Genomic DNA, 24,010 nt, shown 5'->3' with positions numbered 1-24,010 from the left:
GTCACCTGTAGCAAACGGCTTTCGCCGCCTGCACCACTTCCGCCACGGACGGAAGCGCGAGCTTCTCGAGGTTGGCCGCATAGGGCATGGGCACGTCCTTGCCGGTGATGCGGATCACAGGCGCGTCGAGGTAATCGAAGGCGTTCTCCATGATGCGCATGGCGATCTCGGCGCCGACGCCCGATTGCGGATAGCCCTCTTCCACCGTGACGCAGCGGCCGGTCTTCATGACCGACGCGACGATGGTGTCGGTGTCCATGGGACGGATCGTGCGCAGGTCGATCACCTCGGCCTCGATGCCTTCCTTCGCCAGTTCCTCGGCGGCCTTGAGCGCGTAAGTCATGCCGATGGAGAAGGACACGATGGTGACGTCCTTGCCCTCGCGATGGATGCGCGCCTTGCCGATCGGCACGGTGAAGTCGTCGAGCTTCGGCACCGGGAAGGACTGTCCGTAGAGGATCTCGTTCTCCAGGAACACCACCGGGTTGGGATCACGGATGGCGCTCTTCAACAGGCCCTTGGCGTCGGACGCCGTATAAGGCGACACGACCTTGAGTCCTGGGATCTGCGAGTACCAGGCGGCGAAGTCCTGGCTGTGCTGCGCGGCCACGCGGGCGGCGGCGCCGTTCGGGCCGCGGAACACGATGGGCGCACCGAGCTGGCCGCCGGACATGTAGAGGGTCTTGGCCGCCGAGTTGATGATCTGGTCGATCGCCTGCATGGCGAAGTTGAAGGTCATGAACTCGACCACGGGGCGCAGGCCGGTGAAGGCCGCACCGACGCCGACGCCGGCGAAGCCGTGCTCGGTGATGGGCGTGTCGATCACGCGCTTCGCGCCGAATTCCTGCAGCAGGCCCTGGGTGACCTTGTAGGCGCCCTGGTATTCGGCCACCTCTTCGCCCATGACGAAGACCGTGCCATCCTTGCGCATCTCTTCGGCCATGGCATCGCGAAGGGCTTCGCGGACGGTCATGTTGACCAGTTCCGTTCCCTCGGGGATTTCGGCCATGGCGTTGTAGGACGTGCGGTTGGTGATGACCGAGGGAGCCGCGGGCTTAGCCACCGGAGTCACGTCGGTGCCGGGAATCGAGTCGGGCGACGGACGGTCGGCCATCCCTTCCCGCTGCATGTCGGGCGTCGGGGCCGGTTGGGCTTCCGGCGCCGGAGCGGCCGGGGCCTTCGCAGACGAAGCGGCCGCGGACACGTCCTCGCCCTCGCCGGCGAGAATCGCGATGGGGGTGTTCACCGCCACGTTATCGGTGCCGTCGGAGACCAGGATCTTGGCGAGGACGCCTTCGTCGATCGCCTCGACCTCCATGGTCGCCTTGTCGGTCTCGATTTCGGCCAGCACGTCACCGGGCTTGACCTGATCGCCTTCTTTTTTCAGCCACTTGGCCAGTTTGCCCTGCTCCATGGTGGGCGAGAGGGCAGGCATGAGAATATCGATCGCCATGAAAGACTCGTGTTGATTGTCGCTAAGGCGAAAATTGTGAGCGGCGCTTACGCACGCCGCTTACAGAAGGATGTCCGTGTAGAGCTCGGACGGATCGGGCTCCGGATCGTGCGTGGCGAACTCGGCCGCCTCGTTGACGATCTCGCGCACCTTGCTGTCGATGGCCTTCAGCTCGTCTTCCGACAGCTTCCAGCTCTCCAGCAGACGGCGGCGCACCTGCTCGATCGGATCGTACTCTTCGCGCATCCGGGTCACTTCGTCCTTCGTGCGGTACTTCGCCGGATCGGACATGGAATGGCCGCGATAGCGGTAGGTCTGCATCTCGAGGATGTACGGCCCCTTGCCGGAGCGGGCATGCTCGATCGCGCGCTGGCCGGCGGCGTAGACAGCGCGCACGTCCATGCCGTCCACCTGCTCGCCGGGGATGCCGAAGGACAGACCGCGCTTCGAGAAGTCCGTCTGAGCCGACGCGCGGGTCACGGCCGTGCCCATGGCGTAGCGGTTGTTCTCGATCACGTAGACGACCGGCAGCTTCCAGAGAGCCGCCATGTTGAAGCTCTCGTAGACCTGACCCTGATTGGCCGCGCCGTCGCCGAAATAGGTCAGGCAGACATTGCCGTTCTCGCGATAATGGTTCGCGAAGGCGATGCCGGTGCCGAGCGACACCTGCGCGCCGACAATGCCGTGGCCGCCATAGAAATGCTTCTCCTTGGAGAACATGTGCATGGAGCCGCCCTTGCCCTTCGACAGGCCGCCGCGGCGCCCCGTCAGCTCGGCCATGACGCCTTTCGCGTCCATGCCGCAGGCAAGCATGTGACCGTGATCGCGGTAACCCGTGATCACCTGATCGCCCTCTTTCGTCGCCATCTGCATGCCGACGACGACGGCTTCCTGGCCGATATAGAGATGGCAGAAACCGCCGATCAGGCCCATGCCGTACATCTGGCCGGACTTCTCCTCGAAGCGCCGGATCAGCAGCATGTCGTTATAAGACGCCAGGTCCTGGTTCTTGTCGAATTGTGGGGAGTTGGGGGCGGCTCCGCGATTGGAGCCTTTACCGGAATTAGTCTTGTTAGCCGCGCCAGTACCGGCACGGCCCGCCTTGCGGGCAGCAACAGCCATCGGGTCCTCCGAAGGGTTTCCTCGACGAAAGTTGTAGCGCAGTCGGAATCGGAAATCGAGAGGCCCAAAAGGTGTTTTGCGCTGCACAATGAAACGCGTAAGTCATTGGCAGAACAACGAAAATAAAAATAAACTGAAATTCAGTTAAGCAGAACTTTTAAGTTATTGTTAATTATGGCCCCGTGATGATCACGAGGTCGTTCTTGTGCACACGTCCTAACATTACGCGCGCTCTCTCCTCGAGCAGATCGCGGTCGATCTGGTCGCTCCTGAGCAGCGCGATGCGGCGCTCCCATTCGGAGCGCTGGGTCTTTAAACCATCCAGCTCGGCTGAAAGTTCAGCCACCTGCGCTTCATATTTCTGCTGGGCCTCGATGCCCCGCGCGCCACTGTGAGCGTGGTGCACGAAATAAGCCGCCACACCCGCCGAGATGCCGTAGATCACCAGCGGAATCAGAAATCGTCGTGCACGTCTGCGGATCACCATGCGGCAGAGTCTTACAGGGACATGGTTAAGGAGGTGTTAGAGACTGGAGTTCCCCGATGCTAAAATCCTCCCAGGACCGCCGGCCTTCGCCAGAGATCCCGGTCCGAAAGGGGCCGCTCTAAAAATCGAGATGGCCAACCCGTGGACCTAGAGCATCGGACGGAAATTCGAACTCACGTCCGATGCTCTAAGCTTTTGTTTTCCTGCATCTTTACACGCAAAACCAGTTCCCACTTTTGCGTTCGATGCTCTAGCCGTGACGAGGAGCAAAAGAAAAAGCCGCCTTGCGGCGGCTCTCTCCGTGTATTGCTCTCTCGAATTTACGCTAGCGCCTTCAGCGCCGCCCTGCCCGCATAGACCGCCTGCGAGCCCAGCTCTTCCTCGATCCGGATGAGCTGGTTGTACTTGGCCAATCTGTCGGAGCGGGCGAGCGAACCGGTCTTGATCTGTCCGCAGTTCGTCGCGACGGCGAGATCGGCAATCGTCGAGTCCTCCGTCTCGCCAGAACGGTGAGACATGACGGCCGTGTAGCCGGCGCGGTGGGCCATGTCGACGGCCGCGAGCGTCTCGGTGAGCGAGCCGATCTGGTTCACCTTCACGAGCAGCGAGTTCGCGACACCCTGCTTGATGCCCTGGGACAGGCGGTTCACGTTGGTGACGAAGAGGTCGTCGCCCACGAGCTGGCACTTGGAGCCGACGAGGTCGGTCACGGCCTTCCAGCCCTCCCAATCGTCCTCAGACATCCCGTCCTCGATGGTGGCGATTGGATAGGCCCCGACGAGCTTGGCGAGGTACTCGGCCTGCTGCTGCGGGCTCAGCTTCTGACCTGTGCCTTCATACACGTAGGCGCCGTCCTTGAAGAACTCGGTCGCCGCGCAGTCGAGGCCGATCACCATGTCCTGGCCCGGCTTGTAGCCCGCCTGCTCGATGGACTTCATGATGAAGTCGAGAGCCGCTTCGGCAGAGGGCAGGTTCGGGGCGAAGCCGCCCTCGTCGCCCACATTGGTGTTGTGACCAGCGTCTTTCAGGGCCTTCTTGAGGGTGTGGAACACCTCGGCGCCCATGCGCACGGCCTCGGCCAGGGTCGGCGCGCCGACCGGCATGATCATGAATTCCTGGAAGTCGATGGGGTTGTCGGCATGGGCGCCGCCGTTGATGATGTTCATCATCGGCACCGGCAGGACGCGGGCCTGCGTGCCGCCCACATAGCGGTAGAGCGGCAGGGTCGAGGCCTCGGCCGCCGCCTTGGCGACGGCAAGGGAGACGCCCAGGATGGCGTTTGCGCCGAGGCGTGCCTTGTTCGGGGTGCCGTCGAGCTCGATCATCGTCTCGTCGATGGCGACCTGCTCCTCGGCGTCCATGCCGCCGATGGCGTCCAGGATCTCGTTGTTGACGGCATCGACCGCCTTGAGCACGCCCTTGCCGAGATAGACCGACTTGTCGCCGTCACGCAGCTCGACCGCCTCGTGGGCGCCCGTGGAAGCGCCGGACGGCACGGCAGCGCGGCCCATGGAGCCGTCTTCGAGGGTCACATCCACCTCGACCGTGGGATTGCCCCGGCTGTCGAGGATCTGGCGGGCGAAAACGTCGATAATCGCGGTCATGAGCAGGCTCCTGCTGGCTGATGGGCCGCCATTTCCGCCTTTGCAGACGGGTGCGGCCTCACGTCATGAATTGGCTTATTGACCGAAATGCCCATGTGAGCAAGGACGGCAAGAGCTTTCCCCTCTATCAATCCAAGGTCAAATCCAGATGACGGAAACTACCCTTCAGCTCGGCCAGGCGAGCTCCCAGCCCCAATCCCCCGAGGAAGCGCAGCTCGACCGGGTGCCGAACCCCCATCCCGACACCGATTACCTCGCCCGCTTCACCGTGCCGGAATTCACCTCGCTCTGCCCGGTGACGGGCCAGCCGGATTTCGCGATCCTGGTGATCGACTACGTCCCGGGTCCGTGGCTCGTCGAATCGAAGTCGCTCAAGCTCTACATGCACAGCTTCCGCAACCATGGCGCCTTCCACGAGGATTGTACGGTCGCCATCGGCAAACGCCTCGCCGAGCTTCTGGAGCCGCGCTACCTGCGGATCGGCGGTTACTGGTATCCTCGCGGCGGCATCCCTATCGACGTATTCTGGCAGACCGGCGAGCTGCCGAAGAACCTCTGGCTGCCCGATCAGGGCGTGGCGCCCTACCGCGCCCGCTGAGCGGCGGGCTTCGGCAGGACGAGGGAGGCCGTCACGCCGACGCCGACGATGATCAGGGCGGCTACACCCGTCGCTCCGGTCAGCCCGATCGTTCGCAAGCCGAAGCCCATCAGCACGACGCCGAGCGCCTGTCCGCAGAAGAACGAGAAGGCATGGAGCGCAACAGCCGAGGCGCGCGCGCCGGGGGCCACTTCCGTCACCTGGGCCTGGAAGGTGTTGTGGAGCATGTAGAAGCCGAGGCCCATGAGCAGCAGGGCCGCCGCATCGAGCTTCCAATCGCCGCCGAGCCCAAGGACGAGGAGTGCGGCACCGGCAAACAAGCCTCCGCCGAGGAGGATCCTGCCGATACCGAGCCGCCGCAGCATCCAGGTCACGAGAGCGGAATAGACCAAGCCGCCGAGGGCGAACCCGCCGATGGCAAAGCCCGCTTCGGCCGCCCCACCTCCGCCGCGCTCCTCGAGCAGGGGCGCCACATAGGGAAAGATGCCGAACAGCGCGATGGCCTCGACGAAGACCGAGCCGAAGAGAAACAGCGCACGCGGATTGGACAGGATGCTCCGGTAACGCAGGATCGCCGTCCTCGGATCGAATTGGCCGCCCGGCAATGAGCCTCGGAAGCCGATGACGGTCGCGGCAAGCGCCAGCGCCATCATCGTTGTCGAGAGGACGAACACGCCGCGCCAGCCGATGAATTGCGCCAGGAGACCTGCCAGCGAGGAGCCGGCGAGCTGGCCGATGATGACGGCAACCAGGTAGCGGCTTAACGCAATCTGCCGCTGCGCCATCTCGACCCGGTCACCGATCAGAGCGATGGAGAGCGGCACCGCGCCACCGGCAGCCGCGCCGGCGACGATGCGAAGCGTGAAAAGCGTGGGCGCATTCGGGGCGAAAGCAGAGCAGGCCAGGGCAACGAAGAGGACCGACAGCGCCACCTTCATGACGCGCTCCTTGCCCAGCGCGTCGCCGATAGGCCCAAGAATCGGCTGGATGAACGCATAGGGCAGCGCGAAAGCCGCCGAGAGAAGCGCGATGGTCTGAGGATTCGAGCCCAGGTCCCGGGCAATGATTCCCACCATCGGTTCGACCGCGCGGCCGGAGAAGGTGCTCGCAAAGCCGCTGGTGGCGAGGATCAGGATCAGGTTGCGGGAGGACATGGAGTTTTTGCGCCTGTTGCCGGTAAGGGAGCATAAGCTCCTTACCATGGCACCGACGCTAATCGAGCGGCGGGAGCGCAGACCTGCCCTCCTGAAAAGACATGGAATGCGGCCCAGATGACACCCACTACGCCATAGCCGGGCTTGTCCCGGCCATCCCGATTGGTTGAAGCGCTGAACTATTCGGATCGAGATCACCGGCACAAGGCCGGTGATGACGACGAAGCTGAATGCCGATCGAGCCTTAAGCCAGGCTCGAGAAAAGATTTGGCGCTAACCCGCCCTGCCCTTCGCTAACGCATCGAACGCCTTGAGCTGTGCGAGCAGTCCTTCGAGCTCCTTCAACGGCACCATGTTGGGCCCGTCGGACGGCGCCTTGTCCGGGTCCTGGTGTGTCTCGATGAAGACGCCCGCCACACCGACTGCGACGGCGGCGCGCGCGAGCACCGGCACGTATTCGCGCTGGCCGCCCGAGGTCGTGCCCTTGCCGCCAGGCTGCTGCACGGAATGGGTGGCATCGAAGATCACCGGAGCACCCGTCTCTGCCATGATCGGCAGGGAGCGCATGTCGGACACGAGCGTATTGTAGCCGAAGGAGGCCCCGCGCTCCGTGAGCATCACGTTCGGGTTGCCGGCAGCCGTCACCTTGGCGGCCACATTGGCCATGTCCCACGGGGCGAGGAACTGGCCCTTCTTCACGTTGACCACCCGCCCAGTCTTCGCTGCGGCAACCAGAAGGTCCGTCTGGCGGCAGAGGAAGGCGGGAATCTGCAGGATATCGACCACCTCGCCCACCGGCGCGCATTGGTCGTTCTCGTGCACATCGGTGATAACGGGAAGACCGTATGTCTCCTTCACCTCGGCGAAGATGGCGAGCGCTTTGTCCAGCCCGATGCCGCGGGCGCTGGATATCGACGTGCGGTTCGCCTTGTCGAAGGATGACTTGTAGACGAGGCCCAGGCCCAGCTTTCCGGCGATCTCCTTGAGCGCGGCCGCCATCTCGAGCGCGTGCTCACGGCTTTCCATGGCGCAGGGCCCCGCAATAATGCTGAGCGGCAGATGATTGCCGAAGCGGACGCTGCCAGCCTCGACGATTGCGGGATGCTGTTTGGTGTCGGTCATGCGCCGTCTCTATCCTGTCTGCGGCAGCAAGCAAAGCGGCGAAGTGCATGGCACGTCGTCGCTTTGTGAGCAGAGATGGAAAGCAGCTGGCCGATCCTTAACCAAAAGCGAGAAAAGGACGTTTCTTTCCAACCAAAGGTCGATTTACTTTGGGGAAGCTCTAAAACATGCTTCTATCCGCATGGAAAGATTGAGAAAATTTACCTTCAATCCGTCCTGAACCGGTTGTCATGATCACTTCGCAGCGCTTGGGGGGCGCTCCTATGTCCGAACAGAACAAAGTGCACGAGCTCATGGCTCTCAGAACGGCACTCGGCTTTACCCAAAGCAAGATGGCCCACGAGATCGACCTGAGCCTGCGCGACTACCAATCCTTCGAATGGGGCGAGAGCGAGATCCCGGATCTGTATCTCAGGGCAATCGAGCGGATCGCCATGCTCTATGCCGTCAGGCACAAGAACCCGATGCTTGTGCCGCCAGCCCTGCGCGCCGAGGCCGTTCAGTTCGCCCGCATGGTCGAAGCGAGTGCTTAGCACGCCATGCAGCCCTCCGGGGCCGCCGCCCGGAACCGCAGGCTCTCCAACCAGGGAAGCCGGGACCCACCTTTGGGTCCGATGCTTTAGAATGTCATAGCGGCCGCGTTGATGATTCCGGCGGCGAGCGACGCGGCACCGAGGAACAAAGCGGCTGCCATCTCGCCTCCGGCGATGCGCTGAGACAGGTTCGGCATCACGATACGCACAAGCCAGTAGACGAGGATCTGCACGGCTAGGGCCACCAGGCCCCATACGAGGCAATCGACGATGGTCTGGGCGTGGACGATGGCGCTCGCCAAGGGAAGGGCGAAGCCGACGAGGCTGAATCCGAGAGCCGTCGCCGCCGAGATCACATTCTCACGGATCAGCGCGAACTCGTTGTGCATGGTCGCCAGCGTATAAATCGCCAGGTACAGGCCGACCAGGGCGACGGCGAGAACGAAGAAAATCAGGAAGTCGGCCAAGCCCGCCAGAGATGAAGTCACAACCAGTCCCCCACACGATGTTTTCCCACCGTCTAGAGGATCATGGTTAATATTACGTTGGCTCGAAGGCGATCGCGACGCCGAAGGCTGCGCTCGCCGGCACGATGAGCCTGCTGCCGATATGCTGGTAAGGAATCTCGGCGGCATCCAGCCATTTCGCGTGGGCGTGGATGTCCTCAACGCGAACCGCAAAAGCCACGAAGGACGGCTGATCGAGTTCGGCCTCCACCGACCCGTAGTTCTCGGCCGCGTCGTCGGGCGTGAGCACGTCGATGTGACTATTGCCCAACCGGAAGGACAGATCGTCTCCATCAGGGCTCGCGGGCTGCACGCCCGTGAAAGCGGTCAGGAAGGTGCGAAGCCGCTCCGGATCCGGCGCCGCCAGGGTGACGGATGAAATCTGCGTCGCCCTGTTGTCGTGACGCTGAAATTCAGGGTTCCAGAAGTTTTCCGGGAAATGCTGCTGACAGACGAAGAAACCGGCCTTCGGAGAGTCTTTGGCCGCTGCGAAAGCCAGGGTGAAAGCGACCTTCGTCTCGCTTCCGTCGGGACGCTTGCCGCTGCGCTCGAAATGGAACGGCTCGAACGATCCGATGCCCTTTTGCGAAAACAGAGTCGCGTCCGCCTCGGCATTCTGGCTGTCGAGGACCAGCATGGCGAGGCCCTCGCGGCCCCTGAGATAATCCTGGACGAAGGCACCGAAACTGAAGGCACTGGCCCGATGCGGCGCGATGGCCGCGCCCTCGCCGACCGTGATCAGTTCGATGAAGGAACCGGAGAACTGGACGATCCGGTTCTCCGTGCCCCAAGGGTGACGGTTGCGGCCGCCGACCTGGAAGCCGAGACGCCGATAGAAGCTTCCGGCTTGATCCAAGTCGCGGACAGCAATGACGAGATGGTCGATCCGACGGGTCAATGGCAGTCTCTCATTCAACAAGCGTTTCGTATCGGCCTGTATTCCTCAAGCGATACTCCTGATCTTACACCGCATCATCAACAAGATCGTTAAACTGCTTGAAGATCGTTATTTTATATCATAAACAAACTCAATAACAGTCGGCTCAAACCCGGAAAAATTAGCCCTTCGGCACACGTCTTTCTTCTACCGGACTCAAGATGTCTCAAACTTCTCACGATTTTCCCAAGCTTGACCTCATCCTCAGCAATCTTAAGACCGTCATGCCTGCTGGCTATAAGACGCGCACGGTCTGGGGAGGCGGCAAGGATCGATTTCGCATCAGCCGAAACGCTTTCAACTTCGTCGAAGTCAAAATCAATCGCAAAACCGGTCGCATTTCATATCAGAGCTCATGGTACGCCTGCCTTGTCGTGCTTGCACTGATCTGTTTTCCGCTCGCAATCGTGCTGTATCCCATTTTGAAGAAGCGGATGACACGACACATCGCCGAAGCAACGGCATTCATGGAAGAAGCTATCACCGCCCCTTCCAAGTAAGAGGCGGTGAGTTCTCAAGTGTCGATGATAAGCTGACGTCTAAACCAGCCGGCTCTGCTCCACGGCCGCGTGGATGAAGCTCTTGAAGAGCGGGTGCGGCTCGAAGGGGCGGGACTTCAGCTCCGGGTGATACTGGACGCCGATGAACCAGGGATGGTCCTCGTATTCCACGATCTCCGGCAGGACGCCGTCCGGCGAAACGCCCGAGAAGCGCAGGCCTTTCTGCTCCAGCTTGTCGCGATAGGTCATGTTGACCTCGTAGCGGTGCCGGTGGCGCTCGGAAATCTCCGTGCCGCCGTAGATTTCGGCCACCTTGCTGCCGGGCCTGAGCGACGCCTGATAGGCGCCAAGCCGCATGGTGCCGCCGAGATCACCGCCGGAGGCGCGTTTTTCCAGCTCGTTGCCGCGCAGCCACTCGGTCATCAGGCCAACAACCGGCTCGGAGGTCGGGCCGAACTCGGTGGAACTGGCATCCTTGATGCCGGCGAGCGAACGAGCCGCCTCGATGACGGCCATCTGCATGCCGAAACAGATGCCGAAATACGGCACCTTGCGCTCGCGGGCGAAACGGGCCGCCCGAATCTTGCCCTCGGCGCCGCGCTGGCCGAAGCCGCCGGGCACCATGATGCCGTGGATCCCCTCCAGGAACGGTGCCGGATCCTCGTGTTCGAAGATCTCGCTCTCGATCCATTCCAGGTTCACCTTCACCTGGTTGGCGATGCCGCCGTGGTGAAGGGCCTCGATCAGGGACTTATAGGCGTCCTTGAGGCCGGTATATTTGCCGACGACGGCAATCGTGACCTCGCCTTCCGGATTGTGGACACGTCCGGAGATGTTGGTCCAGCGGGAGAGATCCGGAGTCTTGGCACTGTCGAGTCCGAAGGCAGCCAGGACTTCGCTGTCGAGCCCGGCCTCGTGATAGGCGAGCGGAACGTCGTAGATCGAGCGGGCATCCCGCGCCTCGATCACGGCCGTCTCGCGCACGTTGCAGAACAGGGCGAGCTTGCGCCGCTCGTCCTTCGGGATCTCGCGATCGGTCCGGCAGAGCAGGATGTCCGGCTGAATGCCGATGGAGCGGAGCTCCGCGACCGAGTGCTGCGTCGGCTTCGTCTTCAGCTCGCCGGCCGACGGGATGAACGGCAGCAGCGTTAGATGGACGTAGATCGCCTGCCCCCGCTCCAGATCGTTGCCGAGCTGGCGGATGGCCTCGAAGAACGGCAGCCCCTCGATGTCGCCGACCGTGCCGCCGATCTCGACCAGCACGAAATCGAAGCCCTCGTTGCCCGTGAGCACGAAGTCCTTGATGGCGTTGGTGACGTGCGGAATCACCTGGATCGTGGCGCCGAGATAGTCGCCGCGCCGCTCCTTGGTGATGATGTCGAGATAGATGCGCCCGGTGGTGATGTTGTCGGCCTTGGTGGCCGGAACGCCGGTGAAGCGCTCGTAATGCCCGAGATCCAGATCGGTTTCAGCGCCGTCGTCGGTCACGAAGACCTCGCCGTGCTGGTAGGGACTCATGGTCCCCGGATCGACGTTGAGATATGGGTCGAGCTTGCGAAGCCGAACCTTGTAACCGCGTGCTTGGAGAAGCGCTCCCAGGGCTGCCGAAGCCAGACCTTTGCCGAGCGAAGACACCACGCCGCCGGTGATGAATACGTACCGCGTCATGGACCCCTATCCATAAAGATCGGGCGCCGATTCGCAATCGCGAACTGCGTGCCCCGAAACCCATCCACAAAAAGAGAGGGCCGGAGGACCGGCCCTGGTTTTCACTTACTGCTGAGGCGCTGTGGGCGCCGGCGTCGCGGGGGCCGGAGCCGCCGGCTGGTCGCCCTGGAGGCGTTGCAGCTGCTCGAGCACGTTGCCACCCTGCGGAGCCGCCGGAGCCTGCTGACCCGGGGCGGGAGCGGCCGGTGCGGCGCGATCGAGAATCGAGCGCGGAGCCCGGGTCGACGTCGCCATGACGGTCAGCGCGATGCTGGTCACGAAGAAGAGGCCGGCCAGGATCGCCGTCGCACGGGTGAGTGCGTTCGCCTGGCCGCGACCGGTCATGAAGCCGGACACGCCGCCCCCGCCTCCGCCGCCGAGCCCCATGCCGCCGCCTTCCGAGCGCTGCAGGAGAACCACGCCGATCAGGGCGAGCACGATGACCAGGTGGATAATGATGAGAACTGTTTGCATCGTTTTCAAAAACCTCAAGCGGCTGCGCACAAGGCGTCAGCCGCTCGCAATCCGTTCGTTGCGGCGGCCTGTAGCATAGGTGGGCGCAGGATCAAAGACCCGCAAGCCGCCTTTTCTCAGTTAGCCGAGATAGGCCCCGGCGATGGCCAGGAAATCCGCCGCCACGAGGCTGGCACCACCCACCAGGGCGCCGTTGACGTTCTCCACCGCCATGAGCTCGGCCGCATTCGAAGGTTTGACGGAGCCACCATAAAGGATCCGCACCTTGGGCGCGTCCGCCTTGCCGACGAGGCGGCGCAGCTCGTCCCGGATCAGGGAATGCACTTCCGCCACGTCCGCAACGGTCGGCGTCAATCCGGTGCCGATGGCCCAGACCGGCTCATAGGCGACCACGAGATTGAGACTGTTCGAATCGACCGGGATCGAGCCGCGCAGCTGCTTGCGGACAACGGCAAGGGTCTTGCCGGATTCGCGCTCCTCGCGGGTCTCGCCCACGCAGACCATGGCCGTCAGGCCGGCCCGGTGGGCCGCCACCGCCTTCGCGCAGACATCCTGGTCCTTTTCCTTGTGGTACTGGCGGCGCTCGGAATGACCAACGATCACGTAGGTCGCGCCGGCATCGGCGAGCATCTCGGCCGAGAGATCACCTGTAAAGGCTCCCGATTCCTTGGCGTGGCAATCCTGGCCGCCGATGGCGACGCGGGAGCCGACCGAAGCATAAGCGAAAAGAGAAAGCAGCGTTGCCGGAGGGCAGACGGCAAGTTCGACCTTGGCCATCAGGCCGGGCGTGTAGCCGGCATGGATCTCGGTCAAAACCTTGGCCGAACTCTTCAATCCATTCATTTTCCAGTTTCCCGCCACCAGCGGGCGCGGCCTATCGACGCTCATTCACGGCACTCCTGTCACGCTCGATCATCCGGCAGTACAGAGGCTTGAGCTCTCTTTCAACCAGACTTGCCCTTTTCGTAGAGCCCCTGATCGGTTATCGGCAGGTTTAACGAGTTTTTGGAAAACGGGTTCACGATGCTTCGGAACATGCGCAAGGCTGGGCAGACCGTGGTCGGCAAAGCCATCGCCACCATCTTTTTCGGCGCCCTGATCGTCAGCTTCGCCATCTGGGGCATCGGCGACATCTTCCGCGTGACCCCTGCCTCCACGGTGGCCGAGGTCGGCAGCACCAAGATCACGGTCGATCAGGTCCGCAACGCCTATACCAACGAGCTTCAGCGGCTCGGCCGTCAGTTCCGCACCGTCATCAGCCCCGAGCAGGCCCGGACCTTCGGCATCGACCAGCAGGTGATCTCCAACCTCGTGACCGAGGCCGTCATGGCGGAGCAGGCCAAGAAGATGGGCCTATCGGTCTCCGACCAGCTCATTGCAGCCTCGATCATGAACAATCCGGCCTTCAAGGGAGCGGACGGGCAGTTCAATCGAGCCCAGTTCGATCAGGCGCTGCGCAATGTCGGCCTTTCCGAGGCGGGCTTCGTGCAGGAGCAGCGCTCCGCCATGGTTCGCCTCCACTTGGCCGAAGCCATTGCCGGCGACGTCAACTTGCCTCTGGCCGCCAAGGAGGCCTTCCACCGCTACGGGACCGAGCGCCGTGCAGCCTCCTACCTGCTTCTGACACCGACCATGGCGGGAGACATTCCGGCTCCGACGGCGGAACAGCTCCAGGCGTTCTTCAGCGAGCGCAGGAGCGCGTTCCGCGCGCCCGAATACCGGGCCGTGTCGGTGCTCGCGCTCGATGCTGCCGCTCTCGCCAAACCCGATTCCATATCGGAAGCCGATGCCCGGCAGGCCTACGAGCAGCAGAAGGCCAAATACGGCACTCCGGAGCGCCGTACGATCCAGCAGATCACCTTCCCGTCCCAGGCGGAGGCCGAGACCGCCGCCGCCAAGATCAAGGAGGGCGCGACCTTCGATGCCATCGCGGCAGAGCGCAACGTCTCTCCGCAGGATCTGGAGCTCGGCACCTTCACCAAGGCCGAGATGCTCGATCAGACCGTGGCGGATGCGGCCTTCGCCCTCGAACAGAATGCCGTCAGCGCGCCGATTACCGGCCGTTTCGGCCCGGTGCTCGTGCGGGTGACCCAGATTCAGCCCGAGTCCGTCCGCCCCTTCGAGGAAGTGGCCGGCGAGATTCGCCAGCAGGTAGCTCAGGATCGCGCCAAGGATCAGATCGAGCGGATCCACGACGAGATCGAGGACCTGCGCGCCGGCGCCAGGCCCCTGGCGGATATCGCCAAGGAAAAGGGTCTGACCCTCGTTCAGGTCCCAGCTGTCGATACCAACGGCCGGGACAAGGCCGGCAACCCGGTCAACCTGCCTGAGAAGGACGCCGTGGTGAAGGCAGCCTTCGCGTCCGACATCGGGGTCGACAACGAGCCCCTGCGCATGGCCGCCGGCTACGTCTGGTACGACGTGACCGGAATCGAAGCCTCCCGTGAGAAGAACCTCGACGAGGTCCGCGATCAGGTCGCGACCCAGTGGCGCGAGGATCAGGTGGCGCAGCGCCTGTCGGAAAAGGCGAACGAACTCACCGGCCGCTTGGACAAAGGCGAGACCATCGAGGCCGTCGCCCAGGCCGCCGGTGCATCGATCCAGAACGCCACCGACCTCGCCCGCAACACGGCGAAGGACACCCTCACGGCCGAAGCGGTGAACCGCATCTTCGCCGTTCCCGTCGGCAAGACGGGCCATGCCGCCAACGGCACGGACGCCCGCGTGGTGTTCCATGTCACCTCGGCCATGGTCCCACCCCTCGTCACCACCACGCAGGCGGCGCAGAATACCGAGAACCAGCTCCGGACCGGCTTCGGCGACGACCTGCTCAACCAATACATCGCCCAGGTCCGCCAGGACCTCGGCGTCACCATCAACCAGCAGGCGCTGCGTCGGGCGACGGGCGGCGAATCTTAAAACCCATGACGATCACGCCTGATTTCGAGACGTTCGCTGCGGCCTATGAGGCCGGGGAGGCCGGCGTCCTGCGCGCCACGCTCGTGGGCGACCTGCTCACTCCCGTGGCGGCCTTCCTGAAGCTGCGCCATGACCGCAAAGGGTCTGCCTTCCTGCTTGAGTCCGTCGAAGGCGGCGCGACCCGCGGCCGCTTCTCGATGATCGGGCTCGATCCCGACCTCGTCTGGCGATGTCAGAACGGCGTTGCGGCTATCGACCGCCACGCGCTGAGCCGCCTCCAGGAATTCACCGTGGAGGAGCTGCCGCCCCTTGAGAGCCTGCGCGCCCTGATCAAGGAAAGCGCCCTGCCCCTTTCGGACGATCTGCCGCCCATGGCAGCGGGCCTCTTCGGCTATCTGGGCTACGACATGGTGCGCCTCATGGAGCGCCTGCCGGAGCCCAATCCGGACGTGCTGAAGGTCCCCGACGCCATTCTCATCCGCCCGACGGTGATGGTGGTGTTCGATGCGGTGAAGGACGAAATTTCGCTCATCACACCCGTACGCCCGCAGGCAGGAACCTCGGCCAAGGCCGCCTACGAGACGGCGCTCGCGCGCCTGGACAACGTCACGGCCGCCCTCGAGCGCCCGCTTCCCATCGACGACCGCAGCGACCCGACGCAGATCCATTTCGAGCCGCCGGTTTCGAACACGACGCCGCAGGAATTCGAGACGATGGTCGCCAAGGCGAAGGAATACATCCGCGCCGGCGACATCTTCCAGGTGGTGCTATCGCAGCGGTTCGAGTCGACCTTTCCCCTGCCGGCCTTCGCGCTCTACCGCTCCCTGCGACGGGTCAACCCGGCTCCGTTCCTCTGTTATCTCGATTTCGAGGATTTCCAGATCGTCTGCTCCTCGCCGGAGATCCTGGTGCGGGTGCGCGAGGGCAAGGTCACGATCCGTCCCATCGCCGGGACACGGCCGCGCGGTGCGACAGCTGCCGAGGACAGGGCCCACGCGGAAAGCCTGTTGGCGGACCAGAAGGAGCGCGCCGAACATCTGATGCTGCTCGATCTCGGCCGCAACGACGTGGGACGCGTGGCCGAGATGGGCTCCGTGGAAGTCACGGACTCCTTCTTCCTCGAATATTACAGCCAGGTGATGCACATCGTCTCGAACGTTGAAGGCAGGCTCGACCCGTCCTTCGACGCTCTCGACGCGCTCGTGGCAGGCTTCCCGGCCGGCACGGTCTCCGGCGCCCCGAAGGTGCGCGCCATGCAGATCATCGACGAGTTGGAGAAGCACAAGCGCGGCCCTTATGCGGGCTGCATCGGGTATTTCGGAGCCAATGGCGAGATGGATACCTGCATCGTGCTGCGTACCGCCCTGGTGAAGGACGGGCGCATGGCCGTTCAGGCCGGCGCCGGCATCGTCTACGATTCCGATCCTGCCTCCGAGCAGCAGGAATGCATCAACAAGTCGAAGGCCCTGTTCCGGGCCGCCGAGGAAGCCGTGCGCTTCGCAAGCCAAGCGAGGATCGGACAATGACCCGGGCGACGATGCTTCCCTTGACCGGGAGCTTCGCTTACGCGAACGTCGGCGTGCTATGACCCGCGTTCTCGTCATCGACAATTACGACAGCTTCACCTGGAATCTGGTGCATCTGCTCGGTCCGCTCGCGACCTCCGTCGAGGTGGTGCGCAACGACGCCATCACCACCGACCAGGTGCTGGCCTCCCAGCCGGATGCCATCGTGCTGTCCCCCGGCCCTTGCACACCGAACGAAGCTGGCGTCTGTCTCGATCTGGTGAAGCGCGCCTCTCCCGAAATCCCGACCTTCGGCGTGTGTCTCGGTCTGCAGACCATCGGGCAGGTTTTCGGCGGCACCGTTTCGCGGGCCCCACTGCCCATGCACGGCAAGGTCTCCGAGGTGGAGCACGGCGGCCAGGCGGTGTTCCGCGGCATCAACGGCTCCTTCAAGGCGACCCGCTATCATTCGCTGATCGTGGACCGCGAGACCTGCCCGGTCGACCTGCAGGTGACGGCGGAAACAGCGGACGGCTTGGTCATGGGGCTGTCGCACCGCTCGCTCCCGATCCACGGCGTGCAGTTCCACCCCGAGAGTATCCTTTCGGAGCACGGTGTGACGATCATGCGCAACTTCTTCGAACTCGCGGCGGATTGGAACGCCAAGCACCGCGCCGCCGGCGGCGCAGCCGCTCCAGCAGGACATTGAAACCGATGGAATCGTTCAAATCCTACCTCGCCAAGGTCGCCACGGGCGCATCGCTCACGCGCGACGAGGCGCGGGATGCCTTCGACGACCTGCTGTCCGGCGAAGTGACGCCCGCCCAGGGCGGTGCCTTCCTGATGGCGCTGCGGGTTCGCGGCGAGGCACTCGAAGAGATCGTCGGCGCCGTGACGGCCATGCGCGGCCGCATGCTGCGGGTCAACGCTCCCGAGAAGGCCATCGACATCGTCGGCACCGGCGGCGACCACAAGGGCAGCTACAACATCTCGACGCTCGCCTCGATCATCGTGGCATCCTGCGGTGTTCCCGTTGCCAAGCACGGCAACCGGGCGGCTTCCTCGAAGTCCGGTACGGCCGACGTCCTGGCAGCCCTCGGCCTGAAGCTGGGCCTCGCGCCGGAGGAGCTCGAGCGGTGCCTGGACGAGACGAAGCTCTGCTTCATGTTCGCGCAGACCCACCACGCCGCCATGCGCCACGTGGCGCCGGTCCGAGTCGAGCTCGGAACCCGCACGATCTTCAACCTGCTCGGGCCGCTGGCCAATCCGGCCGGCGCCAAGCGTCAGCTTCTCGGCGTGTTTTCAGAGGCTTGGCTCGAACCGCTCACGCAGGTTCTGAAGGAGCTCGGGTCCCAGAAGGTCTGGACCGTGCATGGCTCCGACGGGCTCGACGAGATGACGACGACAGGCCCGACCTTCGTGGCGGCGCTGGAGAACGGCGCGATCCGCCGCTTCACCGTGACCCCCGAGGAGGTCGGCCTGCCGACCGTATCGCTCGACGAGTTGCGCGGCGGTGATCCGGAGCACAATGCGGCTCAACTCCGCGCCGTTCTGGATGGCGCCCGCACGCCCTATCGCGACGTGTCCCTGCTCAACGCGGCGGCCGCCCTCGTGATCGCCGACGAGGCGGAGAACCTGCGCGACGGTCTCGACCGTGCCGCACGGGCGCTCGACAGCGGCGCCTCCAAGGCGACCCTGGAACGCCTCGTCAAAGTCTCGAACGCTTGAGCGCCCCCATGGCCGACGTTCTCAGCAAGATCGAAGCCTATAAGCGCCAGGAGATCGCGGCGGCGAAAGCGGCCGTTCCGGCGAGCGAGATCGAGCGCCGTGCCCGTGCGTCCTCCCCGCCTCGCGGCTTTGCAAGGGCCATCGAGCGCCATCTCGCCGGGGGGCGGCCTGCCCTCATCGCCGAGGTGAAGAAGGCAAGCCCGTCCAAAGGGCTGATCCGCCCGGATTTCGACCCGCCGAGCCTGGCGAAGGCCTATGCCGAAGGCGGCGCCACCTGCCTCTCGGTGCTCACCGACGAGCCGTCCTTCCAGGGCCGGCCCGAATACCTGGATCAGGCCCGGGAAGCCTCCGGCCTGCCCGCCCTGCGCAAGGACTTCCTGTTCGAGCCCTATCAGGTCTACGAGGCACGCGCCTGGGGGGCCGATTGCATCCTCGTCATCATGGCGAGCGTTTCCGACGATGAAGCCCGCGCGCTGATCGAGACCGCACACGATCTGGGTATGGACGTGCTGGTCGAGGTGCACGACCGCGCGGAGCTGGAACGAGCCCTGCCGCTCGGCACCAAGCTCGTCGGCATCAACAACCGGAACCTTCGGACCTTCGAGGTGTCGCTCGGGGTGAGCGAAGAACTGGCTCCCCTGATCCCGTCCGACCGCATCGTCGTGGGCGAGAGCGGCATCTTCACGCTCTCCGACATCGAGCGCCTGTCCAAGGTCGGTATCCGCACCTTCCTCGTGGGCGAGAGCCTGATGCGGCAGGCGGACGTGGCGGCGGCGACCCGGAGGCTTCTGTTCGGCGAGGCAGCATGACGAAACTCACGCATCTCGATTCATCCGGTCAGGCCAGCATGGTGGACGTCTCCGACAAGACCATCACCAGCCGCACCGCGATAGCCGAGGGATGCGTCGTCATGCAGGCCGAAACGCTCGACCTGATCCGCCACGGCGAGGCCAAGAAGGGCGACGTTCTCGGCACTGCGCGGCTCGCCGGGATCATGGCCTCCAAGCGCGCGCACGAGCTCATTCCGCTTTGCCATCCGCTTCTCATTTCCAAGGTGAAGGTGGATTGCACCCTCGACGACAACCTTCCCGGAATCCGCGTGAGCGCCGAGGTGAAGGTTGCGGGCCAGACCGGCGTGGAGATGGAAGCCCTCACCGCCGTTTCCGTCGCCTGCCTGACGATCTACGACATGGTGAAGGCGGCCGATAAGGGCATGCGGATCGAGCACATTCGCCTGCGGCGGAAGAGCGGCGGCCGCTCGGGAGATTTCGAAGCGCCATGAGCCTGATTTCGGTCGAGGATGCTCTCTCCCGCGTTCTGGCAAACGTCGAGAAGCCGGTTGGAATCGAGCGCATCCCCCTCGCCGCCTGTGCGGGCCGGACCCTGGCCGAGGACGTCAGCGCGCTGCGCGACCAGCCGCCGTTCCCGGCATCGGCCATGGACGGCTACGCGGTGCGGAGCGCCGATTGTTCCACCATTCCCGCCGCCCTTCGGGTCATCGGCGCAAGCGCTGCAGGCAACCGCTTCTCCGGCACCGTCGGGGCGATGGAAGCCGTGCGGATCTTCACCGGCGCACCCGTTCCCGAAGGGGCGGACGCGGTGGTGCTGCAGGAGGACACGGAGCGCTCGGGCGACCAGGTGACGGTAAAGGAAGCGGCCCGTCCAAACCGGCATATCCGCGCGGCGGGACTCGATTTCCGCTCAGGCGACGTGCTGCTGCAGGCCGGGTTGCGGCTCGATTCCCGGCACATCGCGCTCGCGGCCGCCATGGGCCATGGAGCGCTGTCCGTTCACCGCAAGCCGCGCGTCGCGGTTCTCGCCACAGGCGACGAACTGGTGCGTGCGGGCGAACCGGTCGGCCCCGACCAGATTACCGCATCCAGCCTGCCGGCCACGATCCTGATGGTGGAGAAGGCCGGCGCCGAAGCCATCGATCTCGGGATCGCCCGCGACACGCTCGAATCCCTTGATGACCGCATCCAGGCAGCCAAGGATGCGGGCGCCGACATCCTCGTGACCCTGGGCGGGGCTTCCGTGGGCGAGCACGACCTCGTGCAGAAGGCCTTGAGCCGCCACGGCATGGATCTCGGCTTCTGGCGCGTGGCCCTGCGGCCGGGGAAGCCGCTCATGCACGGGCGTCTCGGATCGACCCTTCTGCTGGGACTGCCCGGTAATCCGGTCTCCTCCCTCGTCTGCGCCGTCCTGTTTCTGATTCCGGCGATCCGCGCTCTCCTGGGCGATCAGAAGGCCGCCGAGGACCCGACGGAAGATGCGATCCTGGGCGCCGACCTGCCGGCCAACAGAGACCGTCAGGACTACTTACGCGCCGCTCTCACCCTCCAGGATGTTCCCTTGAGCCTCGCTCACGGCTCCGAGCGGCTGATGCTTCCCGTCGCAACACCGCATCTGCTGCAGGATTCATCCATGCTGAGCATCCTGGAGCGCTCCGACGCCCTGCTGGTGCGTCCGCCTCACGCACCGCCGGCGGCAGCGGGCGAGCCTTGCCGCATCATTCGGCTTGGCGGCTTCTGCTGAGAAATCTTTTGTTTCAAGTCGCAAACACTCAGGCTTGCGGAACACAGCAAGAACGGCTACCTTGTTCTCGATTTGTTTCAGAATCGCTCCCACAGGGGCAGTTAAGGGCCAGCCATGCTGACGCGCAAACAGCACGAATTGCTCCGCTTCATTCATGAGCGGCTGCGTGAAACCGGGGTTCCGCCATCCTTCGATGAGATGAAGGACGCGCTCGACCTCAAGTCCAAATCCGGTATCCACCGCCTCATTACGGCGCTCGAGGAGCGCGGCTTCATCCGCCGCCTACCGAACCGCGCCCGGGCTCTGGAGGTGATCCGCCTGCCGGAGAGCACCAGCGGTGCGGGCAGCCAGCGGCGCTTCACGCCGAGTGTGGTCGAGGGCGGTCTGGCCGGCAAGGCCAAGGCTGCACCCCAGCCGGCGTCCGATCCGCGCGACCGCGAGATGTCGATCCCCGTCATGGGCCGGATCGCCGCCGGTGTGCCGATCTCGGCCATCCAGACCCGCAGCCATTCCATCACCTTGTCGGGCGATTTCCTGGCCCAGGGCGATCACTTCGCCCTCGAGGTCCGTGGCGACTCGATGGTGGAAGCCGGCATTCTCGACGGCGACCTCGTGGTGATCCGCCGTCAGGACACGGCCAATACGGGCGACATCATCGTGGCTCTGATCGACGACGAGGAAGCGACCCTCAAGCGCTTCCGCCGACGCGGCTCTTCCATTGCGCTCGAAGCCGCCAATCAGGCGTATGAAACCCGCGTGCTCGGCCCGGACAGGGTCAAGATCCAGGGCAAGCTCGTCAGTCTGGTTCGCCGGTACTAAAGCATCGAGCGCAAAAGTGGGAATCGGTTTTGCGCGTAGAGATGCGCGGAGCCCAAGCCTTCAAGCATCGACGTGACGTCTAATTCTCATCCGATGCTTGAAGGTCTTCCTCAGGGAAATCCTGCTCCGGAACAGGCTGCGCGGCGTGGTCTTTCCGGAGCAGTCGACATTTCGGCCCGGTGCGTTTCGGCTCCGCGCCAGGCTCTGGTCTCCCGTCCCTTTCGGACGGAACGCAGTTCGACAGCCTCAGGGCTGAAGCGGATCGTCGTCGCTCCGCGCTCCTTCAGATCGTTCCCGTCCAAGATGAAGGACGCCTTGCACGTAGGCGGCGCCTTAAGTCTCGTGATGATCACGGCCGCGCGTCGACAATCCTCTTCGAAAGCCGCGAAATCCTGTACGAAGGCGACCCATCGCCCCTCGGCGGCCGCGACCACGCAACCTGCGGGATCACACTTGGTCTCCTGTCTGAGACGTCCGTCATCGGCGCTTCTCGAATCTCCATCGGCGCGCAGCCATTGCTCCGCGACGAAATCGGACGGCCGCCCTACGAGCGACAGCTGCCCTCCTCTGCTGCGAATGGCTGCCCCTGTCCCATCCCTGTCGATAAAGACGTCATAGCGACCCGGCATTGCGGCAAAGGCCAGCCCTGCCCCTGCCGGGACGACAGCCAGCCACCGCAGGGCCGAGGCCGGCACGGACACAAGGATCAACCCGAGGCTCAGGAGAACGAGCGCTGCGCTCCCCAAAGCCGGCACGACCAGGGTCGAGCCGCTGAAACCTCCGACCCAGGCCGAGACGTCGAGGACCTGGGAAACGGCTGCCCCCATGAACTGCCAGATCGGACGGTCGAGCCCGAAGGGATAGGCGAGCACGCCGAGAACGGCGGACGGCATTACGATCAGCGAGACGAGCGGGAGAGCGAGCGCGTTGCCGACGAGGCCATAGGGATTGAGGCTCTGAAAATGATAAGCGGCGAAGGGAGCCGTCGCGAAACTGGCCACAAGCGTCGTCGTGACGAGGCCGAGCGCGGCCTGCCCCACCCACACGACGCCCCGTGAGACGACACCACCCCCAGCTCCCTCCAGCCTCGGCCTGTTCATCAGGGGTACGAGCGCCATCATGGCGGCAACGGCGCCGAACGACATCTGGAAGCTCGGCCCGAGCAATGCTTCCGGCTCCCGCATCAGCACGATGATCGCGGCAATCGACAGGTTGCGAATGCTCAGGGCGGGACGATCCGCGAGGACAGCGCCGAACATCACGAGCGTCATGATGAGCGAGCGCTCGGTTGCGACGTCGGAGCCGGAGAAGATGCAGTAGATCGTGGCTCCGACCATGGCCGCAACGGCCGCGATCTTCTTCACCGGCCAGAGCAGAGCGACGCCCGGCACAAGAGCAAGGAGCGCCCGGACAAGCCAGAAGAAGGTGCCTGCGGCCAGCACCATGTGGAGACCAGAGATCGACACGATATGGTAGATGCCCGCTCCGCGAAGCACGTCGTTCGTCGACTCGGGAATAAGGCCGCGCTTGCCCGTCACCAGCGCGGCACCGACACCGCCGGCCGCCCCACCGATGGCCGAGGCGATGCGTTCGGTCAGCGCATTGCGCGCTTGGTCGACGCTTGCCGCCAGCCGCAGAGACCAGCCTGGACCTTCCGGTGAATCGATCCGGCGAACCTGTCCGACCATGGAGCCCACGGCGCCAATTCCCTTGAAATAGGCATCGCGCGCAAAGTCGTAGCCGCCGGGCCACGCCGGCTGAGGCGGCGGCAGAAGACGTGCCGTGCCGGCGATCAGCTGGCCGGGAGACAGCCCTTCGCCGTTGCGCACAGAAACGCGCACCCGCTCGGGCCGTACGGCATCCGCAACGTCCTTCATCCCGGTCACGCGCAGAAGCAGCCGCTTTCCGCCCTCGCGGTCTTCGATGGTCTCGATGAAGCCCGTGACCGGCGTGATGACGACGCGGGTCAGAACGGGCGCCGCCACGCTCCGGGTGCGGATCACGCCCGCCGTGAACCCCACGAAGAGCGCGGCAAGCGCGATCATGGCCGCAACGACCGCAAGGCTTCGACGGAAAACCATCGCGGCAGCGCCGAAGAGCGCAAATGCGGAAACTGGCGCCCAGATGGCCGGCTGGCCCTCGGCCTGGAAGAACAACACGATGCCGAGCCCAAAGAAGACAGCGATCCATGGGAAGAGCCGGCGCTGTTCGAGTTCCAGGGAGACATTCCGGGACAGCCAAGCGGGCCCATCCGGAAGGAACCAGATCACTGGGATGGTCCAGGACCGAGGAAGCGCCACCACCCGC

23 protein-coding genes are annotated in these 24,010 nt (G+C 64.3%); 11 read left to right on the top strand and 12 right to left on the bottom strand.

The window, feature by feature from the left end:
• Nucleotide 1: 1 nt before the first annotated feature.
• From DDF70_RS05505 to eno, 4 genes are all read right to left on the bottom strand, one after another.
• On the bottom strand, nt 2–1,453 hold the full coding sequence (locus tag DDF70_RS05505; RefSeq protein WP_114943851.1) for a pyruvate dehydrogenase complex E1 component subunit beta: 1,452 nt from the start codon (nt 1,451–1,453) through the stop codon (nt 2–4).
• A gap of 60 nt (nt 1,454–1,513) precedes the next feature.
• Nucleotides 1,514–2,575: a pyruvate dehydrogenase (acetyl-transferring) E1 component subunit alpha gene (gene pdhA, locus DDF70_RS05500; protein ID WP_114943850.1), complete on the bottom strand. Its 1,062-nt coding sequence runs from the start codon at nt 2,573–2,575 to the stop codon at nt 1,514–1,516.
• A gap of 172 nt (nt 2,576–2,747) precedes the next feature.
• Entirely contained in the window at nt 2,748–3,062 is a 315-nt protein-coding gene (locus DDF70_RS05495) for an FtsB family cell division protein (protein WP_114943849.1), read from the bottom strand.
• Nucleotides 3,063–3,382: 320 nt separating this feature from the next.
• Nucleotides 3,383–4,666, bottom strand: coding sequence for a phosphopyruvate hydratase (gene eno, locus DDF70_RS05490; RefSeq protein ID WP_114943848.1), 1,284 nt, complete (start codon nt 4,664–4,666; stop codon nt 3,383–3,385).
• A gap of 148 nt (nt 4,667–4,814) precedes the next feature.
• Here eno and queF point away from each other — a divergent pair, with 148 nt between their 5' ends.
• A complete protein-coding gene (gene queF / locus DDF70_RS05485; protein WP_114943847.1) occupies nt 4,815–5,264 on the top strand; it encodes a preQ(1) synthase in 450 nt (149 codons plus the stop codon).
• On the opposite strand, the gene DDF70_RS05480 is transcribed toward queF, so the two are convergent.
• Complete coding sequence (locus DDF70_RS05480; RefSeq protein ID WP_114943846.1) at nt 5,249–6,418, bottom strand: MFS transporter; 1,170 nt, start codon at nt 6,416–6,418, stop codon at nt 5,249–5,251. The two genes, queF and DDF70_RS05480, sit on opposite strands and share 16 nt — an antisense overlap.
• A gap of 273 nt (nt 6,419–6,691) precedes the next feature.
• Nucleotides 6,692–7,540 carry a 3-deoxy-8-phosphooctulonate synthase gene (kdsA, locus tag DDF70_RS05475; RefSeq protein ID WP_114943845.1) on the bottom strand — a complete coding sequence of 283 codons (849 nt, stop codon included), beginning with the start codon at nt 7,538–7,540 and terminating at the stop codon, nt 6,692–6,694.
• Between the two features lie 263 nt (nt 7,541–7,803).
• Between kdsA and DDF70_RS05470 the strand changes: the two genes are divergently transcribed.
• Complete coding sequence (locus DDF70_RS05470) at nt 7,804–8,073, top strand: transcriptional regulator (protein ID WP_114943844.1); 270 nt, start codon at nt 7,804–7,806, stop codon at nt 8,071–8,073.
• A gap of 86 nt (nt 8,074–8,159) precedes the next feature.
• Here the strand turns inward: DDF70_RS05470 and DDF70_RS05465 are convergent, their stop codons facing one another.
• On the bottom strand, nt 8,160–8,561 hold the full coding sequence (locus DDF70_RS05465; protein ID WP_114943843.1) for a DUF350 domain-containing protein: 402 nt from the start codon (nt 8,559–8,561) through the stop codon (nt 8,160–8,162).
• A gap of 52 nt (nt 8,562–8,613) precedes the next feature.
• A complete protein-coding gene (locus DDF70_RS05460; RefSeq protein ID WP_114943842.1) occupies nt 8,614–9,477 on the bottom strand; it encodes a VOC family protein in 864 nt (287 codons plus the stop codon).
• A 200-nt stretch (nt 9,478–9,677) separates the two neighbouring features.
• On the opposite strand from DDF70_RS05460, the gene DDF70_RS05455 reads away from it, so the two are divergent.
• A complete protein-coding gene (locus DDF70_RS05455; RefSeq protein ID WP_114943841.1) occupies nt 9,678–10,016 on the top strand; it encodes a hypothetical protein in 339 nt (112 codons plus the stop codon).
• A gap of 39 nt (nt 10,017–10,055) precedes the next feature.
• On the opposite strand, the gene DDF70_RS05450 is transcribed toward DDF70_RS05455, so the two are convergent.
• From DDF70_RS05450 to tpiA, 3 genes are all read right to left on the bottom strand, one after another.
• On the bottom strand, nt 10,056–11,684 hold the full coding sequence (locus tag DDF70_RS05450) for a CTP synthase (protein ID WP_114943840.1): 1,629 nt from the start codon (nt 11,682–11,684) through the stop codon (nt 10,056–10,058).
• A 105-nt stretch (nt 11,685–11,789) separates the two neighbouring features.
• Nucleotides 11,790–12,197, bottom strand: coding sequence for a preprotein translocase subunit SecG (gene secG / locus DDF70_RS05445; RefSeq protein ID WP_114943839.1), 408 nt, complete (start codon nt 12,195–12,197; stop codon nt 11,790–11,792).
• Nucleotides 12,198–12,317: 120 nt separating this feature from the next.
• Complete coding sequence (tpiA, locus tag DDF70_RS05440) at nt 12,318–13,085, bottom strand: triose-phosphate isomerase (protein ID WP_114943838.1); 768 nt, start codon at nt 13,083–13,085, stop codon at nt 12,318–12,320.
• 147 nt (nt 13,086–13,232) lie between these two features.
• Here tpiA and DDF70_RS05435 point away from each other — a divergent pair, with 147 nt between their 5' ends.
• The 8 genes from DDF70_RS05435 to lexA all read left to right on the top strand — a co-directional run bounded on the left by DDF70_RS05435 (nt 13,233) and on the right by lexA (nt 21,703).
• Complete coding sequence (locus DDF70_RS05435) at nt 13,233–15,116, top strand: SurA N-terminal domain-containing protein (RefSeq protein ID WP_245435376.1); 1,884 nt, start codon at nt 13,233–13,235, stop codon at nt 15,114–15,116.
• 5 nt (nt 15,117–15,121) lie between these two features.
• Complete coding sequence (trpE, locus tag DDF70_RS05430; RefSeq protein WP_114943836.1) at nt 15,122–16,642, top strand: anthranilate synthase component I; 1,521 nt, start codon at nt 15,122–15,124, stop codon at nt 16,640–16,642.
• 58 nt (nt 16,643–16,700) lie between these two features.
• The gene (locus tag DDF70_RS05425; protein ID WP_114943835.1) at nt 16,701–17,330 is read left to right on the top strand and encodes an anthranilate synthase component II; all 630 of its coding nucleotides are present in this window, start codon (nt 16,701–16,703) and stop codon (nt 17,328–17,330) included.
• A 5-nt stretch (nt 17,331–17,335) separates the two neighbouring features.
• Nucleotides 17,336–18,349 carry an anthranilate phosphoribosyltransferase gene (trpD, locus tag DDF70_RS05420; protein ID WP_114943834.1) on the top strand — a complete coding sequence of 338 codons (1,014 nt, stop codon included), beginning with the start codon at nt 17,336–17,338 and terminating at the stop codon, nt 18,347–18,349.
• Between the two features lie 8 nt (nt 18,350–18,357).
• The gene (trpC, locus tag DDF70_RS05415) at nt 18,358–19,158 is read left to right on the top strand and encodes an indole-3-glycerol phosphate synthase TrpC (protein ID WP_114943833.1); all 801 of its coding nucleotides are present in this window, start codon (nt 18,358–18,360) and stop codon (nt 19,156–19,158) included.
• On the top strand, nt 19,155–19,631 hold the full coding sequence (moaC, locus tag DDF70_RS05410) for a cyclic pyranopterin monophosphate synthase MoaC (protein ID WP_114943832.1): 477 nt from the start codon (nt 19,155–19,157) through the stop codon (nt 19,629–19,631). The genes trpC and moaC overlap by 4 nt, the downstream gene beginning before the upstream one ends.
• A complete protein-coding gene (locus DDF70_RS05405) occupies nt 19,628–20,884 on the top strand; it encodes a molybdopterin molybdotransferase MoeA (RefSeq protein ID WP_114943831.1) in 1,257 nt (418 codons plus the stop codon). The genes moaC and DDF70_RS05405 overlap by 4 nt, the downstream gene beginning before the upstream one ends.
• A 114-nt stretch (nt 20,885–20,998) precedes the next feature.
• Nucleotides 20,999–21,703 carry a transcriptional repressor LexA gene (lexA, locus tag DDF70_RS05400; protein WP_114943830.1) on the top strand — a complete coding sequence of 235 codons (705 nt, stop codon included), beginning with the start codon at nt 20,999–21,001 and terminating at the stop codon, nt 21,701–21,703.
• Nucleotides 21,704–21,813: 110 nt separating this feature from the next.
• On the opposite strand, the gene DDF70_RS05395 is transcribed toward lexA, so the two are convergent.
• Nucleotides 21,814–23,973, bottom strand: a complete 2,160-nt coding sequence (locus DDF70_RS05395; protein WP_162820224.1) for a ComEC/Rec2 family competence protein — start codon at nt 23,971–23,973, stop codon at nt 21,814–21,816.
• Nucleotides 23,974–24,010: the final 37 nt, after the last annotated feature.

Origin of the sequence: Microvirga calopogonii (assembly GCF_003347665.1) — a bacterium.
Taxonomy (GTDB): domain Bacteria; phylum Pseudomonadota; class Alphaproteobacteria; order Rhizobiales; family Beijerinckiaceae; genus Microvirga; species Microvirga calopogonii.
Note: the sequence above shows the minus strand (reverse complement) of the source record. Positions and strands in the feature narration are given on the sequence as shown.

Coding starts and splice junctions, on each gene's coding strand:
- DDF70_RS05505 (WP_114943851.1), bottom strand. CDS start 1,453: ATGGCGATCGATATTCTCATGCCTGCCCTCTCGCCCACCATGGAGCAG.
- pdhA (WP_114943850.1), bottom strand. CDS start 2,575: ATGGCTGTTGCTGCCCGCAAGGCGGGCCGTGCCGGTACTGGCGCGGCT.
- DDF70_RS05495 (WP_114943849.1), bottom strand. CDS start 3,062: ATGGTGATCCGCAGACGTGCACGACGATTTCTGATTCCGCTGGTGATC.
- eno (WP_114943848.1), bottom strand. CDS start 4,666: ATGACCGCGATTATCGACGTTTTCGCCCGCCAGATCCTCGACAGCCGG.
- queF (WP_114943847.1), top strand. CDS start 4,815: ATGACGGAAACTACCCTTCAGCTCGGCCAGGCGAGCTCCCAGCCCCAA.
- DDF70_RS05480 (WP_114943846.1), bottom strand. CDS start 6,418: ATGTCCTCCCGCAACCTGATCCTGATCCTCGCCACCAGCGGCTTTGCG.
- kdsA (WP_114943845.1), bottom strand. CDS start 7,540: ATGACCGACACCAAACAGCATCCCGCAATCGTCGAGGCTGGCAGCGTC.
- DDF70_RS05470 (WP_114943844.1), top strand. CDS start 7,804: ATGTCCGAACAGAACAAAGTGCACGAGCTCATGGCTCTCAGAACGGCA.
- DDF70_RS05455 (WP_114943841.1), top strand. CDS start 9,678: ATGTCTCAAACTTCTCACGATTTTCCCAAGCTTGACCTCATCCTCAGC.
- DDF70_RS05450 (WP_114943840.1), bottom strand. CDS start 11,684: ATGACGCGGTACGTATTCATCACCGGCGGCGTGGTGTCTTCGCTCGGC.
- secG (WP_114943839.1), bottom strand. CDS start 12,197: ATGCAAACAGTTCTCATCATTATCCACCTGGTCATCGTGCTCGCCCTG.
- tpiA (WP_114943838.1), bottom strand. CDS start 13,085: ATGAGCGTCGATAGGCCGCGCCCGCTGGTGGCGGGAAACTGGAAAATG.
- DDF70_RS05435 (WP_245435376.1), top strand. CDS start 13,233: ATGCGCAAGGCTGGGCAGACCGTGGTCGGCAAAGCCATCGCCACCATC.
- trpE (WP_114943836.1), top strand. CDS start 15,122: ATGACGATCACGCCTGATTTCGAGACGTTCGCTGCGGCCTATGAGGCC.
- DDF70_RS05425 (WP_114943835.1), top strand. CDS start 16,701: ATGACCCGCGTTCTCGTCATCGACAATTACGACAGCTTCACCTGGAAT.
- trpD (WP_114943834.1), top strand. CDS start 17,336: ATGGAATCGTTCAAATCCTACCTCGCCAAGGTCGCCACGGGCGCATCG.
- trpC (WP_114943833.1), top strand. CDS start 18,358: ATGGCCGACGTTCTCAGCAAGATCGAAGCCTATAAGCGCCAGGAGATC.
- moaC (WP_114943832.1), top strand. CDS start 19,155: ATGACGAAACTCACGCATCTCGATTCATCCGGTCAGGCCAGCATGGTG.
- DDF70_RS05405 (WP_114943831.1), top strand. CDS start 19,628: ATGAGCCTGATTTCGGTCGAGGATGCTCTCTCCCGCGTTCTGGCAAAC.
- lexA (WP_114943830.1), top strand. CDS start 20,999: ATGCTGACGCGCAAACAGCACGAATTGCTCCGCTTCATTCATGAGCGG.